The following is a 15,978-nucleotide window of genomic DNA, read 5'->3' on the forward strand; positions in this document are numbered from 1 at the left end:
CAGCTGATATCAGTGGAACAGTACCGCGGTCTTCTGCAGGGTCACCCACACACCCCACGCCAACGGAATACCTACCACCAGCCAGGCGGCAACCGCCAACGGCTTGCTGCCGGCGGACGCTTTCCACTCCAGTACGGTGGTCGCATCGGCACCTTTGTCATGCCCCAGCGCCTGCTCGGCGGCAAGCTCCGCATCGGTCATGAAGTACTTGTCGGCCACCGGGCGTACCAGCATGTTGCAGATAAAGCCCAGCACCAGCAGGCCGGCGAGGATATACAAAGTGATGTCGTAGGCCGCAGCGCGTTCAACGCCAATGCTCAGCTGATATTCACGCAGGTAGTTCACCAATACTGGCCCCAACACGCCCGCAGCCGCCCAAGCGGTCAGCAGGCGACCGTGGATGGCACCCACCATCTGGGTACCGAACAGGTCAGCCAGGTAAGCCGGGACGGTGGCAAAACCACCGCCGTACATCGACAGCACGATGCAGAAGGCGGCCACGAACAGCGCGACGTTACCCAGGTGCCCCAGGTTCGGAATCAGCGCGTACAGGGCAAAGCCCAGAGCAAAGAACACGAAGTAGGTGTTTTTACGCCCCAGGTAATCGGAGAACGACGCCCAGAAGAACCGGCCCCCGATGTTGAACAGGCTCAGCAGGCCAGTAAAGCCAGCAGCAATGGCCGCAATGGAGGCAAGCTGACCGGCATCCAACTGGCCAAATGGCACGTCAACACCCAGCAGCCTGCCGCCGAACACTTCCTGCAACAGTGGCGAGGCCATGCCGAGGATGCCGATACCGGCCGATACGTTCAGGCACAACACCAGCCATACCAGGCGGAATTGCGGGGTTTTCCACGCGACATTCACATGCACGTGGCGGTGAGTGATCATCGCGTTGCTGGCTTTTTTCGCCGGCGCGGTCCAGCCCTCAGGCTTCCAGCCGGTCGGCGGCACGCGGTACAGCAATGCGCCACCGATCATGAACACGAAGTAAATCGCCGCCATGACCACGAAGCTCTGCCACACGCCCACGCTGGTCGGCGAAGAGAAGTGGCCCATCAGCGCTGCGGCCAGGGGTGCGCCCACCATCGCGCCACCGCCGAAGCCCATGATCGCCATGCCGGTCGCCATGCCGCGCTTGTCCGGGAACCACTTGATCAGGGTCGATACGGGCGAGATATAGCCCAGGCCCAGGCCGATGCCACCAATGACCCCGGAGCCGATCCACATCAGCCAGATCTGGTGGGTATAGATACCCAGCGCAGAAATCAGCAAGCCACCGCACCAGCACAGTGCCGAGACAACCCCGGCCTTGCGCGGCCCGGCATGTTCCAGCCAACCGCCCCAGATCGCTGCCGAGCAGCCCAGGAAGATGAAGAACAGGGTGTAGATCCAGCCCAGCATGGAGATGGGCCAGTCGCATTGAGACGAGAAGACTTGTGCGATGAAGCTCATGTCCGGCGCGCAAGCCACCGGTGCGGTGATCCCCAGCGCCTTGGACAATGGCAGCCAGAATACCGAGAAGCCGTAGGCCATGCCGATACACAAGTGGATGGCCAGGGCGGCCGGTGGAACCAGCCAGCGGTTGAACCCCGGCTTGGCGATGATGCGTTCCTTGGACAGGAACGCGGGCTGTGCGGCGACGGCGCCGGCCACAGTACTAGTGCTCATTGGTGTTTCCCCCATTTATTAATATGCGTCCGTCAGGCGCTCTCTCCCTCGGCCTTGCACGCAAAGCGTGGCCGTTTTGTTGAGTGAAGCTCCCTTTTAGGCGCGACGTTAAGTCGCAGAAGGCGGACGAACGTGCAGAGATTAGCACCAGTGGATGACAGAAAAATCAAACTGCCACTACCTTTTTTGGATTATCTGCATTTTTCTGACGTCAAAATCCTATTTTCGCGTCACTGGATACAATGTAACGATCCGTGAACTGACGCAGGCCGCCGGGCGTTATACTCTGCGGCTAAATTTTGAAATCGACATACAAGGACTCGCCCATGAAAGCGTTCGGCAAAATCCTGGGTCTGGTACTTCTCGGGCTGTTGCTGATCATTGTGGCGCTCGGCTTTGCCCTGACCCACCTCTTCGATCCCAACGACTACAAAGAAGAAATTCGCCAGATAGCCCGCGACAAGGCCCACATCGAGCTGACGCTCAATGGCGATATCGGCTGGAGCCTGTTCCCCTGGCTGGGCCTGGAATTGCACGAGGCCAGCGTCGCGACCCTGACCGCACCAACTCAACCATTCGCCGATTTGCAGATGCTCGGCCTGTCGGTGCGCGTGCTGCCGCTGCTGCGCCGCGAAGTGCAGATGAGCGATGTGCGTGTCGAGGGCCTGAACCTGCGCCTGAACCGCGACAAGCAAGGCCATGGCAACTGGGAAGACATCGGCAAGAACGTACCCGATGCGACTGCCGACGCCCCCGCAGCCGCGCCTGCGCCAGTGGAACCGGTGGCTGAAACCAAGCCGGAGAAACCGCCACAACCGATCCGCCTGGATATCGACAGCCTGACCATCAACAACGCCCGCGTCGAATACAACGATGAACAGACCGGCAAGCAATTCAGTGCTGAAAGCATCCAGCTCAGTGCCGGCGCGATCCACGAAGGCGCCAGCATTCCACTGAAACTCACCGCGTTCCTGGGCAGCAACCAGCCGCTGATGCGCGTCAAGACCGAGCTGAACGGCAACTTGCGCATCCAGCGTGCCCTCAAGCGCTACCAGTTCGAAGACATGCGCTTTAGCGGCGAAGCCACTGGCGAGCCGTTGCAAGGCAAGACCGTGAGCTTCTCCACCCAGGGCCAACTGCTGGTGGACCTGGCGGCCAACGTCGCCGAATGGACCAACCTGAAACTCTCGGCCAACCAGTTGCGCGCCTTGGGCGAGCTCAAGGCCAACGACCTGGACAAGACCCCGCAAATCAGCGGCGCCCTGTCTGTCGCCCAGTTTGACCTGGCCAAGTTCCTCGACAGCATCGGCCACCCGCTGCCGGCCATGGCTCCGGGCAGCCTGAGCAAGGTCGAGCTGGTCAGCCGTCTGAAGGGCACGCCCACCAGCGTGGCCCTGGAAAACCTGAACCTGAAACTTGACGAAAGCACTTTCACCGGCCGCGTCGCTGTGGACGATTTCGCCAAGCAGTCCCTGCGTGTACAGCTCAAGGCCGATACCTTCAACGCCGACAATTATCTGCCGGCCAAATCCGAAGCGGCCAAAGGCGCAACCGCCGCACGCCAGGCCGAAGTGCAAAGCAGCGAAGCCGGCGCCATGGCAGCCGGGGGCAGCACGCCATTGCCGAACGCACCGACCAAAGGCGCCTGGAGCACGGACAAACTACTGCCACTGACGCGCCTGCGCAGCCTGGATATCAACGCCGACCTGGCGTTCGGCCAACTCACCCTGAACCAGTTGCCGATCCAGAACGCGGCGCTGATAGCTTCGGGTATCGACGGCCAGCTCAAGCTCGATAGCCTGAGTGGCGGGCTCTACAACGGCACCTTCCAGGCCAACGGCACGCTCGATGTGCGCCAGGACCTTCCACTGCTCGCACTGCAAACCCAAATCAAGCAAGTGCCGGTGGAAAAGATCCTGCAAGCCCAGGGGAAAAACCCGCCAGTGAAAGGCCAGGTCACCCTGGACAGCAACCTGACTGGGCGTGGCAACAGCCAGAAGGCCCTGATCGACAGCCTCAACGGTACCGCCAGCTTCGTGATCAATAATGGCGTACTGCTCAACGCCAACATCGAGCAACAGGTCTGCACCGGTATCGCCCTGCTCAACCGCAAGACCTTGAGCAGCACGCCACCAGGCAAAGACACTCCGTTCCAGGAACTGCGCGGTAACCTGACGTTCCGTAACGGCGTGGCCAGCAACCCCGACCTGAAAGTGCGCATCCCGGGGCTGACAGTCAACGGCAACGGCGATGTCGACTTGCGCGTGCTGGGCATGGACTACCGCCTCGGCATCATCGTCGAAGGCGACCAGCGCGAGGTGCCAGACCCGGCCTGCCAGGTCGGCACCAACTTCCAGGGTATCGAAGTGCCGTTGCGCTGCCGCGGCCCACTAGAACTGGGTGCCAAGGCCTGCCGCCTGGACAAGGATGGCCTTGGCCAGGTCGCCCTCAAGGCCGCCGGCAATCGCCTTAACGAGAAATTGGAAGAGAAGCTCGACAAGGTCAATCCAAAAATCAAGGACGCCTTGAAAGGTCTGTTCAACCGATGAGAGACGAGCAGTTTTCAGCGGCGGTACTCGATTGGTACGACCGCCACGGCCGTCATGACCTGCCCTGGCAGCAGGGCATCACGCCTTACCGGGTGTGGGTGTCGGAGATCATGCTGCAACAGACCCAGGTCAGCACCGTGCTCAATTACTTCGACCGGTTCATGGCGTCGCTGCCGACGGTCGAAGCCCTGGCGGCCGCGCCGGAAGACGAAGTGCTGCACCTGTGGACCGGCCTGGGCTACTACACCCGGGCGCGCAACCTGCAGAAGACCGCCAAGATCGTGGTGAACGAGTACGGCGGCGAGTTTCCCCGCGACGTGGAAAAACTCACCGAGCTGCCCGGTATCGGCCTGTCCACCGCTGGCGCGATTGCCAGCCTGAGCATGGGGCTGCGCGCGCCGATCCTCGATGGCAACGTCAAGCGCGTGCTGGCACGCTTTACCGCGCAGGAGGGCTACCCGGGCGAGCCCAAGGTGGCCAAACAACTGTGGGCCACCGCAGAGCGCTTCACACCCTTTGAGCGCGTCAACGCCTACACCCAGGCGATGATGGACATGGGTGCCACCCTTTGCACCCGCAGCAAACCCAGCTGCCTGCTGTGCCCGCTGGAAAAAGGCTGCGAAGCCCATATGCTAGGCCTGGAGACACGCTACCCGATCCCCAAGCCGCGCAAGACCATCCCGCAAAAGCGCACGCTGATGCCGATGCTGGCGAACAGCGAGGGCGCGATTCTGCTCTACCGTCGCCCTTCCACGGGCTTGTGGGGCGGTTTGTGGAGCTTGCCGGAACTGGACGACTTGGAAGACCTCGATCACCTGGCCAACCAGCACGCGCTGCAACTGGGCAAGCATCAGGAGCTCCCCGGACTGATCCACACCTTCAGCCACTTCCAGTTGGCCATCGAACCCTGGCTGGTCCAGGTCGAGGAATCCGCCCATCACGTGGCCGAGGCCGACTGGCTCTGGTATAACCTCGCCACCCCGCCGCGCCTGGGCCTTGCCGCCCCGGTGAAAACATTGCTCAAGCGCGCGGCCGACGTATTGAACGCAGGAGTTTCGTCATGACCCGCACCGTAATGTGCCGCAAGTACAAAGAAGAACTGGAAGGACTGGAACGCCCTCCCTATCCGGGCGCCAAGGGCCAGGACATTTACGACAACGTGTCCGCCAAAGCCTGGGGCGACTGGTTGAAACACCAGACCCTGCTGATCAACGAAAAACGCCTGAACATGATGAACGCCGAAGACCGCAAATACCTGGCCGGCGAAATGGACAAGTTCTTTTCCGGCGAGGAATACGCCAAGGCCGACGGCTACGTGCCGCCTGCTCAATAATTGATCAAAAACCGGGGTCTGCACGTAAGCGACGGTAATAATTAAATATTTTTTGAAAACTTGCTTGACGACCCCCTGAAAAACCCGTTTAATGCGCCCCGTTGCCCAGATAGCTCAGTCGGTAGAGCAGGGGATTGAAAATCCCCGTGTCGGCGGTTCGATTCCGTCTCTGGGCACCAAAATACCGAGAAACCCCAAGGAACAATGTGTTCCTTGGGGTTTTTTATTGCCTGCGATTTAATGTGCTCTGGATCACCCTGGACCCGAATGCCGAGCAGGAGCACCTTGAGTCAGGCAATCACGATACCGGCACCGATCAGGCCCATCGACAGAGCCGTCGAGGGAGTGAGCCTTCCAAGCGCCTGGATTTGAAATACTCTGTGGCGCCAGATAGTACGGACGCAAAAAATGCTCAAGGAAATATGTATGAAGTATTGCTGGATCGCACTTGCCCTGCTGCTTGGCGCCTGCGCAAGAACCCCTTCCCCAGAGCAACTGGCAGAACAGCAGCTATGGGAACAACAGCTGATAACCCATATACACCTGTTCAAATTTTACCCGGCAAACGCCCAGGCGCAGGGGCTGGAAGGCCAGGTCAATATTGAATTCATCATCGATGCCCACGGCAACTTGTTGCGTCAGCGCGTGATCAGTCACTCAGGCTCTGAGCTTTTTGTTGCTGCCGTGCAGGCATCTCTTCCAGCCGCATCGCCAATGCCTGCTCCGCCTGCGTCAGTTCTCAAGGATGGTGAAGTCGAGGTGCGCGCACCCTTTGTGTTTTGCCTGACCCCATCCTGCGCAGGCCAAGCTAAGCCCCAGAGCGATTGAGGCTTGTTTTTCACTGGCTTCAATCGTCCACCCTTTACCCCATTCACAGCTGTAAGGTTTCTTTCATGACACGCCTCTTGCTCTGCTCGCTATTACTGCTGACTGCACTACTCAGTGGATGCGCCACGCAAATGGACGTAGCGATCAACGCGACACCCGATCCGGACTATCACTTCGACCGCCAGGCAACCGTACTGGTGACGTCTGTCGGGGGCAGCGACGAAAACGCACTCAATGCCCGGTACTACCTGCGCGAAATGGTCAGCGCCATGAAGGACCAGGGCTTTCGCAATGTTTTTACCGACACCACGCTGCCCAAGAACCACGCACCGATCAAAATGACCATCACCCTTGACGTCGAAAGCAAGCAGGTCACTTACCGCTACACCGCTACCGAGTATGGCCAGGTAGCAAACAGCACCACCACGCAGTGCAAGAAGAACAAGAAAAAGACCGACCAACTGACCTGCACCAGCACCCCGAACACCTCCTATGGCCCGGTAGGCACATCGGAACGCACCGGTTACACCACCCTCACCACCTTCCGGGCTACCGCTCGGGACGAGGCGAGCAGGCGCGCCGTGTACGTGCTTCGAGTATCGTCCTATAACGACGATTGCCAGGCGGCCAAGGTCGAAGCCTTCCTGGTGCAGCAGGGCCTGCAGAACCTGAACTTCCAGGACCGCGTGCAGCGCAATTACACAGTGACGATGCCTGAGGGGTATCGCTGCAAATAGCTTGCTCCCGTCCGGATACAGCTTGGGCACCCTGACCAAAGCCAACCGGACCTAGTTTCATTTGGGATGTTTTTCACTTATCCGAACTGTTTTTTTGAGATAGTGTAGGGCCTCATCAGGCCCCTAATGCCTTCCCTACGGGCATCAAATCAGCCTGCTTTCGAGATAATAAAAATATCAATTGGAGATACTTTCCATATGCCCGAGTTTGCTCATCACGATCTGGAGCTATTGAACCCCTCGTTCGACTCGGGCCTGGTTGATGTTCTGAGCGAGCTGGAACACCTGCGCCGCCTGCAACTGGGTGGCGATACACCGCCTGCTGTTTTTTTCCAGTTGAAAGCCCTGTTTCATACGCTGGAAAGCCTGGGCTCTGCACGTATCGAGGGCAACCACACGACACTGGCCGACTACATCGAAAGCAAAGTTGAAGGGGCCGCCGAGGCTTCAGATCCGTTGCGGGAAATTGCGAATATCGAAAAGGCCATGGACTACGTCGAAAGCATCATGCAGACCGGCGCTGATCTCACGGAGTTTGCGATTCGAGAGCTTCACTCAATCACCGTCCAGGGACTGCAACGCGAAGGTGATCGTACGCCAGGTGCTTACCGCGAGTCCGGGGTCAGCATTGCCCAGTCCGATCACCTCCCGCCCGAGGCGGTGATGGTGCCAGGCTACATGCAAGAACTCGTCGCCTTTGTGAATAAGCAGGATGCCCCCAAGTACGATCTGATGAAAGTCGCGCTGGCCCACCACCGGTTTGGCTGGATCCACCCATTTGGCAACGGCAATGGCCGCGTCGTGCGCCTTCTGACGTACGCAATGTTGATGAAGTACGGCTTCAACGTCAGCGCTGGCGGCCGAGTCCTGAATCCGACGGCAGTCTTCTGTATCGACCGCGAAAAGTATTACGCGATGCTTTCCACCGCTGACACAGGCACCAAGGAAGGCCTTGAGGCTTGGTGTACGTATGTGCTGGCAGGCATTAGAGATGAATTAGAGAAAGTCAGCAGGCTGACGGACTACGGCTACCTGACCAGGCATATTCTTGCCCCCACCATTGCATTGGCGAAAGACCGCGCATGGATAACGCCTCTTGAAGAGAAAATTCTGAGCACGGCGATCCAACTGAAGGTGGTCAAGTCGGGCGATATCGCTGACGCTCTACCGACACTGTCCGCCGCCCAAAGAACCTATCAAATAAAAAAACTGGTCGACCAAGGGATGCTGCTTCCCATCAGTCCAGGTGCTCGGCAGTACACAATCGGGTTCTCAAATAATTATTTGATCAGAGGGGTTATCAAATCCCTGCGCGAAGAAGGCTTTATTCCTGAGCAGCTGGACAAACCTTATCCATGAGGAGGCCCGCCAAGTTGCCCCCTCACTTCATCAAAAACACCATCAACGGATTGTCATTCAACCGCCCCGCAAAGCTTGGCGCCAATTGCTCCACCGGCGAGCCCTTCAACAGCGCAGTCTCCTTGCGCGGCACAATCACCCAGGATGGCCGCGGTAGCGCACTCAGTTTCTCAAGCTGGTGACGCCCGACAAACAGTGGCTGCTCATCGTGATCCAGATTCATCATGTAGCGCACCGCCCAGGTGTCTCGGGCCAGGTCGACAAATACCAAAGGGCCCGGCTGTGATTCCCGCAGCGCCTCCACCTGGCTGACAAACCGTCGGGTGTCGAATTGCAGGTCCTTGGCCGGTTCTATCACCGCGACCAACAACAACCATTGCGCCGCCAGTGCGATCACGCTGAGCCATACCAAACGCAACGGCCGGCGCCAGGCAATCAACGCCGCGAGTTGCAACACCACCAACGCACCAATCATCAGCGGCAGGGAAATATCCGGCCAATAGCCCTGCTTGTGCCAGGCGTTCCGACACACAAACAACACAACCACGCACAACGCCGGCAGCGCTGCGACAAGCCCTTCGTAACAACGGCGCACGCCCAACAGCCAACCTTGCGCCTGGAGCCGCCCATAGGCCGCAACAGCCGCAAACATCGGCACCATCGGCAAGATGTAATAAGCGCGCTTGAAGTGCGGCACCGACAACCCGAGCAGAATCATCAAGCCACACGCCCCGAGGCGCACCAGCAGTTGCAGCTGCCCGTCGACCCAGCGCTCCGGCCAGCGATGGCGCAGCGCGACCAGGGTGGCCAACGCCAGCGGCACCACCGGGAAGTAACGGTACAAACTCAGCTGGAAGTAGAAATAGAACGGCTCACCGGACTCATCCAGGCGCCCGCCGACTTGCATCTTGAACACTTCATCGGCAAAGGCATCCCCGCCGCTCAATCGCGCAAGCTTCATCAGCAGCCACCAGCACACCGCGAGCAGCACCAGGCCGATAACGCCGTGGATCAGCACTTGCCGGACGCGCTCGCCCGGCCTGCCCAGCGCCCAATACACGCACACCACCCCACAGACCTCAATCAACCCCAGGGGGCCACGAATGGCAAAGGCCAGGACGAACAACGGGAACACCGCCAGTTGCCGCAGCCGCGACCCCAGGCGCTCGCCACTGTGCAGCAGATAGAAACTGCCGACACACAGCAGCGCGATCATCTGGTCGAGGCAGACCGAGCGCGATTTTTCGAGCAACTGGGTGGTGAGCAGAGTCATCAGCACCGTCAAAAATGCCCATGGGCGACTGAACGGCGCCAGCAGGCGGTACATCAGTGCGATCACACCGGCCGATGCAAGCGCGGTGGGCAATACATTCGCCAAATGATTCGGTGCATCAAACCAGCGGGCGAATACAAAACTGAAGAAAGTCGCAGTGCCTGGGTAGTCCGCGTAAGGCTGACCGTAGGTGGTGGGAAAAAAGCTTGCGCCGTGGCGAAACATTTCCTGCATAAACAACGCCCAGCGCCCATCAAAGCCCTGGGGCTGCTGATCCCAGATTCCCAACGTGAACAACAACAGGGCAATCAGAAAGAGGCCCAAGGACTCCAGGCGAATACGGTTGCGATGATCCATCGGGTGACCTGTCAGGTGGGAAGCGCTGGGGTATGGTGCCGACCGCAGCCCTGAATAGCGCCTGAACGAACCTGAACATTCACGTTTTTATCGACTTGCGGGCCACACCACTGCCGGGATCAGACGAACGTAGACCAACTCGGCCACCAGCTCTACCAGGGTTTGCAGGATCACCGCCGCGGCAGCCAACCCGCGCACGTCCTCCGGCAACGCCAGCGCCAACGGCAATACCACCAGCGAGTTGCGCGTTGACGCACTGAACGTCACCGCCCGTGCGCTTGGCGCAGGCAGCGCTAATAGCCGCGCAGCCAGGATCCCCATCAAAGGCGCCAGCAGTACAAAGCCCAGGTAGATCACAAGTACCGGCAGCAGCAGGTCGATGTCGCGCATCACTGATGTGATCTGCGACCCAATCACCACAAACAGCACCAGGGCCATCGCCGGCACCGGCAACCACGCCCACGCACTGCTCCATTTGTCGACAAGCGTTGATCGTCGCGCCAGGTAGGCCGTCAGCACAGCCAGCAGCATCGGCACCACGATCAACAACAGGAATGCCTCGATAAACGGGCCGATCTCAACCACCACACCCGAGTGTGCGCCCAGCATAAAACCCAAGTACACCGGCAGCAGTGCCAACTGCAACAGCAACAACAACGGCGTGGCCGCCAGCATCGACCGCGAGTCACCCTTGCCGATGTGGGTGAACACCACCACGTAATCAATACAGGGCGTCAACAACACCAGTAATGCCCCCACCAACAACGCGGGATGCTCCAGCAGGCCACGGGTCAGCGCCCACACCAGCAATGGCACCAGAACAAAGTTGGCCAATAACAACGCCGAGACAAAGCGGATATTGCCCGAACCCTGGCGCAGATCGAGGAAGGGGATTTGCAGGAACATCGCGTACATCAATATCGCGATGGCGGGCGTGATCAATACGCTCAAACCGTGACCCAGTAGCGGCGTGAATACACCACAGGCAGCGGCCAGCAGGATGGCGACAAAATAGAGAGGGATCTGGTTATGCTCAAGGGCATCGCGGGTCATGAGGACGCTCTGGCAGATGACAAAGGCGTAGCCTATTGATCTATGGCCTGACGGTCGAGCGCGACGAACGACCAAACCCGCCCGGATTTCCTTGGGATTTACCCCAACCTGCGCTTCGATACCCCACCCAGATCCAGAACCCAAGGACGTTGAGCCCATGGCCTCGCCAAACAAGCAGCAAAAACGCGCCCAGCGGGCAAAGACCAAGGCCAAGCAAAACCGCACCCAGCGTGCCGTCGCGGCCAAGCCGGATGCGTTCGCCGGCGACGACAGCCGTATCGATCTTGAGTCTGTGGACTTGACCGAACTGTTCGTCGAGATGCGCACCGCAGGGGAGACCAGCCAGCAAGCACTGTGCGCGATATTCCTGGCACACCCGCTGCTGGCGCTGGTGCTGGAGCAGGAAGGCGAAGAAGAAGCGACCGACTTTATCCTGGCGGCACTGATTGAATATCGGCAGTGGGCGACGGACAGCGATGACGAGGCCGCTGCGCTGGCTTGGATCGAATCGCCGCAGTTCCAGGCAGACTACGTGGCAGCATCCCAGGCACTGACAGCCTCAACAGACTGACACATATCAAAATGTGGGAGGGGGCTTGCTCCCGATAGCAGAGTCTCAGTCAACATCCAAGTGACTGACACACCACCATCGGGGGCAAGCCCCCTCCCACATTTGCATCACATTCCGTCAGTTGAGCACTGCTGCGCCTAGCTTCTGGGCCTTGCGGCGGCTCGCCACNGCATCACATTCCGTCAGTTGAGCACTGCTGCGCCTAGCTTCTGGGCCTTGCGGCGGCTCGCCACTCCCAATACCACCTGCAAGCTCAGCATCTCAGTCACTGACAACTCCAGCAGACTGACACGTATCAAAATGTGGGAGGGGGCTTGCCCCCGATAGCAGAGTCTCAGTCGACATCTCAGTGACTGACACACTTCATCGGGAGCAAGCCCCCTCCCACATTTGCATCACATTCCGTCAGTTGAGCACTGCTGCGCCTAGCTTCTGGGCCTTGCGGCGGCTCGCCACTCCCAATACCACCTGCAAGCTCAGCATCTCAGTCNGCATCACATTCCGTCAGTTGAGCACTGCTGCGCCTAGCTTCTGGGCCTTGCGGCGGCTCGCCACTCCCAATACCACCTGCAAGCTCAGCATCTCAGTCGCTGACAGCTCCAGCAGACTGACACATATCAAAATGTGGGAGGCGGCTTGCCCCCGATAGCAGAGTCTCAGTCGACATCCAAGTGACTGACACACCGCCATCGGGAGCAAGCCCCCTCCCACATTTGCATCACATTCCGTCAGTTGAGCACGGCTGCGCCTAGCTTCTGGGCCTTGCGGCGGCTCGCCACGAACAACCCCGCCAGCACTACCAGCAAGCTCAGGATCCCAGTGGCGATGATCTCGACCCGGTGCGCTTCCTGGAACAGCATGATGGTCAAGGTGCCGACGATAAACACCATCACCGCGTAGGTCAGGCCAGGGAACAGCCACATCTTGAACACGATCTTCTCGCCCGCCGCCGCACGTTTCTGACGCATGCGCAGTTGCGACACAGCAATCACCAGGTACACCAGCAAAGCGATGGCGCCGGAGCTGGCCAGCAGGAACTCGAACACGGCAGCCGGCGCCACATAGTTGGCAAACACCGCCAGGAACGCCGCACCGGTGGACAGCAGCACCGCCCAGTAAGGCGTGCCGCTCTTGTTGGTGCGCTTGGCAACCGCTGGCGCATCACCGCGACGGCCCAGGGAAAACAGCATGCGCGAAGCGGTATACAGCGCCGAGTTGAGGCAACTGGTTACGGCCACCAGCACCACCAGATCGACGATCAGCTTGGCGTTCGGGATGCCCATGCGTTCCAACACGGTCTGATAGGAACCTACGGCAGCCAGGGTCGGATCGTTCCATGGCACCAGGGACACCACGATAAAGATCGACAACAGGTAGAACAAACCAATCCGCCAGATCACCGAGTTGGTGGCCTTGGTGATCTGCTGGCCGGGGTTTTTCGATTCCGCTGCGGCGATGGTGACGATCTCGGTGCCCATGAAGGAGAACATGGTGGTCAGGATCGCCGCCAAGACCGCGCCCATGCCGTTGGGCATAAAGCCCTGGGTGTCGAACAGGTGCGACACACCGCTGACCTGGCTGGTGGGCAAGAAGCCGAAAATCGCCGCCAGGCCGAGGATTACAAAGCCTACGATCGCCACGACTTTGATCAACGCAAACCAGAACTCGAACTCACCATAGTTCTTCACGCTGAACAAATTGGTCGCGGTCAGCAGCAGCGTAATGATCAGGGTAAACGCCCAGATCGCCACATCGGGGAACCAGGCATGCAGGATGGTCGCCGCCGCGTTAGCCTCCAACGGAATCACCAGTACCCAGAACCACCAGTACAACCAACCGATGGTAAAACCGGCCCAGTGGCCGATTGCGCGGTCGGCATAAGTTGAGAATGAACCCGTGTCCGGTGACGCAACGGCCATCTCGGCCAGCATCCGCATCACTAACACCACCAGCGTGCCGGCGGCCGCGTAGGCCAACAGCACAGCCGGGCCAGCGGCAGCAATCGCATGGCCGGAGCCGACAAACAAACCGGCACCGATCACGCCGGCAATTGACAGCATGGTGACGTGCCGCGGTTTGAGCCCCTGTTCGAGGTCATTGGAGCTTTGCGTACTACTCATTGACACACCTTTGCGAGGAATTGCGAAAACGGTTCGCCCGGCTGCTGCCTTTCTCGTGAAAAGAAACCAACAGGGCGTTCTTTATTTTTTACGCAAGATTTGCGCCAAAATGTTACGAAACCGCGATTGACGCGGCCTGTAGGACAATTCAACAGACATCGCAAGTCTTTGAGAACAATGGCATTCCGCTATAGCGTTACCGTGCGACCCACATCCAACACGAACAGGCGCACCAAAAACACACACAAAAAGTACGTGACGCTCCATATAAGGGCTGATATGGACCGTTTGCCCGGTTAACCCTTCCAACCCCCGGCCAAAGCTGGCACCATCGCGCCCTTTTTTACGCGAAGCCTGTGGCTTTTCCGGTTCAAACGGCTGTTCGGTTGTTGATGGCGCGACACGCTACTGTGCCGATGCGACACCCTGCCGCAGACCACCGGTTAACCGTCCGCAGCGCTGTTGGCTGTCATCCAAACGCTATGCTAGCTTGGCGCCTCGCCAGGAAGGCGGCCCAACAGCGAAGCACGCACCGAACACAATGAGGACCGCACATGGCCGAGGCCACGCCCGCGCTTGAAATCCGCAACTTGCATAAACGCTATGGTGAGCTGGAGGTACTCAAGGGTATCTCGCTGACCGCACGCGACGGCGACGTGATCTCGATCCTGGGTTCTTCCGGTTCCGGCAAGTCCACCTTCCTGCGTTGTATCAACCTGCTGGAGAACCCGCATCAGGGCCAGATCCTGGTGGCCGGTGAAGAGCTCAAGCTCAAGGCCGCGAAAAACGGCGAGCTGATGGCCGCCGACGGCAAGCAGATCAACCGCCTGCGCAGCGAAATCGGTTTTGTGTTTCAAAACTTTAACCTGTGGCCGCACATGAGCATCCTCGACAACATCATCGAGGCGCCACGTCGTGTGCTCGGCCAAAGCAAGGCCGAAGCGATAGAAGTGGCCGAGGCCCTGCTGGCCAAGGTCGGCATCGGCGACAAGCGCCACGCCTACCCAGCCCAACTCTCCGGCGGCCAGCAGCAGCGGGCGGCGATTGCACGCACCCTGGCCATGCAGCCTAAAGTCATCTTGTTCGATGAGCCCACCTCGGCCCTTGACCCGGAAATGGTTCAGGAAGTACTTAATGTGATCCGCGCACTGGCCGAAGAAGGCCGCACCATGCTGCTGGTCACTCATGAAATGGGCTTCGCCCGCCAGGTGTCCAGCGAAGTGGTGTTCCTGCACCAGGGTCTGGTAGAAGAGCAAGGATCGCCACAGCAGGTGTTTGAAAACCCGCTTTCGGCGCGCTGCAAACAATTCATGTCCAGCAACCGCTAACGGAGCAACATGCATGCAGAACTATAAAAAATTCCTTCTGGCTGCGGCCGTCTCGATGGCGTTCAGCGCCACGGCCATGGCAGAAACCTTGAAAATGGGGATCGAAGCGGCCTACCCGCCATTCAACAATAAAGACGCCAGCGGCAATGTCGTGGGCTTTGACAAAGACATCGGCGACGCCCTGTGCGCCAAGATGAAAGTCGAGAAGTGCGAAGTGTACGTGTCCGACTGGGACGGCATCATCCCGGCCCTGAACGCCAAGAAGTTCGACTTCCTGGTGTCCTCGCTGTCGATCACCGACGAACGCAAGCAGGCCGTCGACTTCACCGACCCGTACTACTCCAACAAGCTGCAATTCATCGCACCAAAAGCCACAGCGGACTTCAAGACAGACGCCGCCTATCTGAAGGGCAAGGTGATCGGTGCACAGCGTGCAACGCTGGCCGGTACCTACCTGGAAGACAAGCTGCCGGACACCGAAGCCAAGCTCTACGACACCCAGGAAAACGCTTACCTCGACCTGACCTCCGGGCGCCTGGACGGCATCCTCGCCGACAAGTACGTGCAGTACGAGTGGCTCAAGAGCAAAGACGGTTCGGCCTATGAATTCAAAGGCGACCCGGTAGTAGAAAGCGACAAGATCGGTATCGCCGTACGCAAGGGCGACCCGCTGCGCGAGCGTCTGAACAAAGCCCTGGCAGAGATCAAGGCAGACGGCACCTACAAAAAGATCAACGACAAGTACTTCCCGTTCAGCATCGAATGACCTGAACGGCCTGCCTGGCGCGCTCGGTTGAGC

The 15,978-nt window shown here is 59.3% G+C and carries 13 protein-coding genes and 1 tRNA gene; 10 read left to right on the forward strand and 4 right to left on the reverse strand.

All coding sequences use genetic code 11. The features are described from left to right. Nucleotides 1-9: 9 nt before the first annotated feature. Nucleotides 10-1,671, reverse strand: a complete 1,662-nt coding sequence (locus ASD70_RS19345) for an OFA family MFS transporter (protein WP_046070501.1) — start codon at nt 1,669-1,671, stop codon at nt 10-12. A gap of 326 nt (nt 1,672-1,997) precedes the next feature. On the opposite strand from ASD70_RS19345, the gene ASD70_RS19350 reads away from it, so the two are divergent. The 7 genes from ASD70_RS19350 to ASD70_RS19380 all read left to right on the forward strand — a co-directional run bounded on the left by ASD70_RS19350 (nt 1,998) and on the right by ASD70_RS19380 (nt 8,477). Further along, nucleotides 1,998-4,220: an AsmA family protein gene (locus ASD70_RS19350; protein WP_056847182.1), complete on the forward strand. Its 2,223-nt coding sequence runs from the start codon at nt 1,998-2,000 to the stop codon at nt 4,218-4,220. Then, nucleotides 4,217-5,284 carry an A/G-specific adenine glycosylase gene (gene mutY, locus ASD70_RS19355; RefSeq protein ID WP_056847183.1) on the forward strand — a complete coding sequence of 356 codons (1,068 nt, stop codon included), beginning with the start codon at nt 4,217-4,219 and terminating at the stop codon, nt 5,282-5,284. Before ASD70_RS19350 ends, mutY begins: the two co-directional genes overlap by 4 nt. After that, on the forward strand, nt 5,281-5,553 hold the full coding sequence (locus ASD70_RS19360; protein WP_043047303.1) for an oxidative damage protection protein: 273 nt from the start codon (nt 5,281-5,283) through the stop codon (nt 5,551-5,553). Before mutY ends, ASD70_RS19360 begins: the two co-directional genes overlap by 4 nt. A 103-nt stretch (nt 5,554-5,656) precedes the next feature. After that, a tRNA-Phe gene (locus tag ASD70_RS19365) sits at nt 5,657-5,732 on the forward strand. A gap of 229 nt (nt 5,733-5,961) precedes the next feature. Then, entirely contained in the window at nt 5,962-6,381 is a 420-nt protein-coding gene (locus ASD70_RS19370) for an energy transducer TonB (RefSeq protein ID WP_236708723.1), read from the forward strand. A 65-nt stretch (nt 6,382-6,446) separates the two neighbouring features. Next, a complete protein-coding gene (locus ASD70_RS19375) occupies nt 6,447-7,118 on the forward strand; it encodes a hypothetical protein (protein ID WP_056847185.1) in 672 nt (223 codons plus the stop codon). A gap of 198 nt (nt 7,119-7,316) precedes the next feature. Further along, a complete protein-coding gene (locus tag ASD70_RS19380) occupies nt 7,317-8,477 on the forward strand; it encodes a Fic family protein (RefSeq protein WP_046070497.1) in 1,161 nt (386 codons plus the stop codon). A 22-nt stretch (nt 8,478-8,499) separates the two neighbouring features. On the opposite strand, the gene ASD70_RS19385 is transcribed toward ASD70_RS19380, so the two are convergent. Further along, on the reverse strand, nt 8,500-10,107 hold the full coding sequence (locus ASD70_RS19385; RefSeq protein ID WP_056847186.1) for a hypothetical protein: 1,608 nt from the start codon (nt 10,105-10,107) through the stop codon (nt 8,500-8,502). 87 nt (nt 10,108-10,194) lie between these two features. Beyond that, nucleotides 10,195-11,160: an arsenic resistance protein gene (locus ASD70_RS19390; RefSeq protein WP_056847187.1), complete on the reverse strand. Its 966-nt coding sequence runs from the start codon at nt 11,158-11,160 to the stop codon at nt 10,195-10,197. Nucleotides 11,161-11,317: 157 nt separating this feature from the next. Between ASD70_RS19390 and ASD70_RS19395 the strand changes: the two genes are divergently transcribed. Then, nucleotides 11,318-11,731, forward strand: a complete 414-nt coding sequence (locus ASD70_RS19395; protein WP_056847188.1) for a hypothetical protein — start codon at nt 11,318-11,320, stop codon at nt 11,729-11,731. A gap of 728 nt (nt 11,732-12,459) precedes the next feature. On the opposite strand, the gene gabP is transcribed toward ASD70_RS19395, so the two are convergent. After that, nucleotides 12,460-13,851 (reverse strand): GABA permease, encoded by a 1,392-nt coding sequence (gene gabP / locus ASD70_RS19400; protein WP_046070493.1) that lies wholly within the window; start codon nt 13,849-13,851, stop codon nt 12,460-12,462. A 554-nt stretch (nt 13,852-14,405) separates the two neighbouring features. Here gabP and ASD70_RS19405 point away from each other — a divergent pair. Then, complete coding sequence (locus tag ASD70_RS19405; RefSeq protein ID WP_025859203.1) at nt 14,406-15,179, forward strand: ABC transporter ATP-binding protein; 774 nt, start codon at nt 14,406-14,408, stop codon at nt 15,177-15,179. Nucleotides 15,180-15,192: 13 nt separating this feature from the next. Then, nucleotides 15,193-15,945 carry an ABC transporter substrate-binding protein gene (locus ASD70_RS19410; protein WP_003187758.1) on the forward strand — a complete coding sequence of 251 codons (753 nt, stop codon included), beginning with the start codon at nt 15,193-15,195 and terminating at the stop codon, nt 15,943-15,945. The last annotated feature ends 33 nt before the right edge of the window (nt 15,946-15,978 follow it).

Source organism: Pseudomonas sp. Root569, assembly GCF_001427465.1.
GTDB lineage: Bacteria > Pseudomonadota > Gammaproteobacteria > Pseudomonadales > Pseudomonadaceae > Aquipseudomonas > Aquipseudomonas synxantha.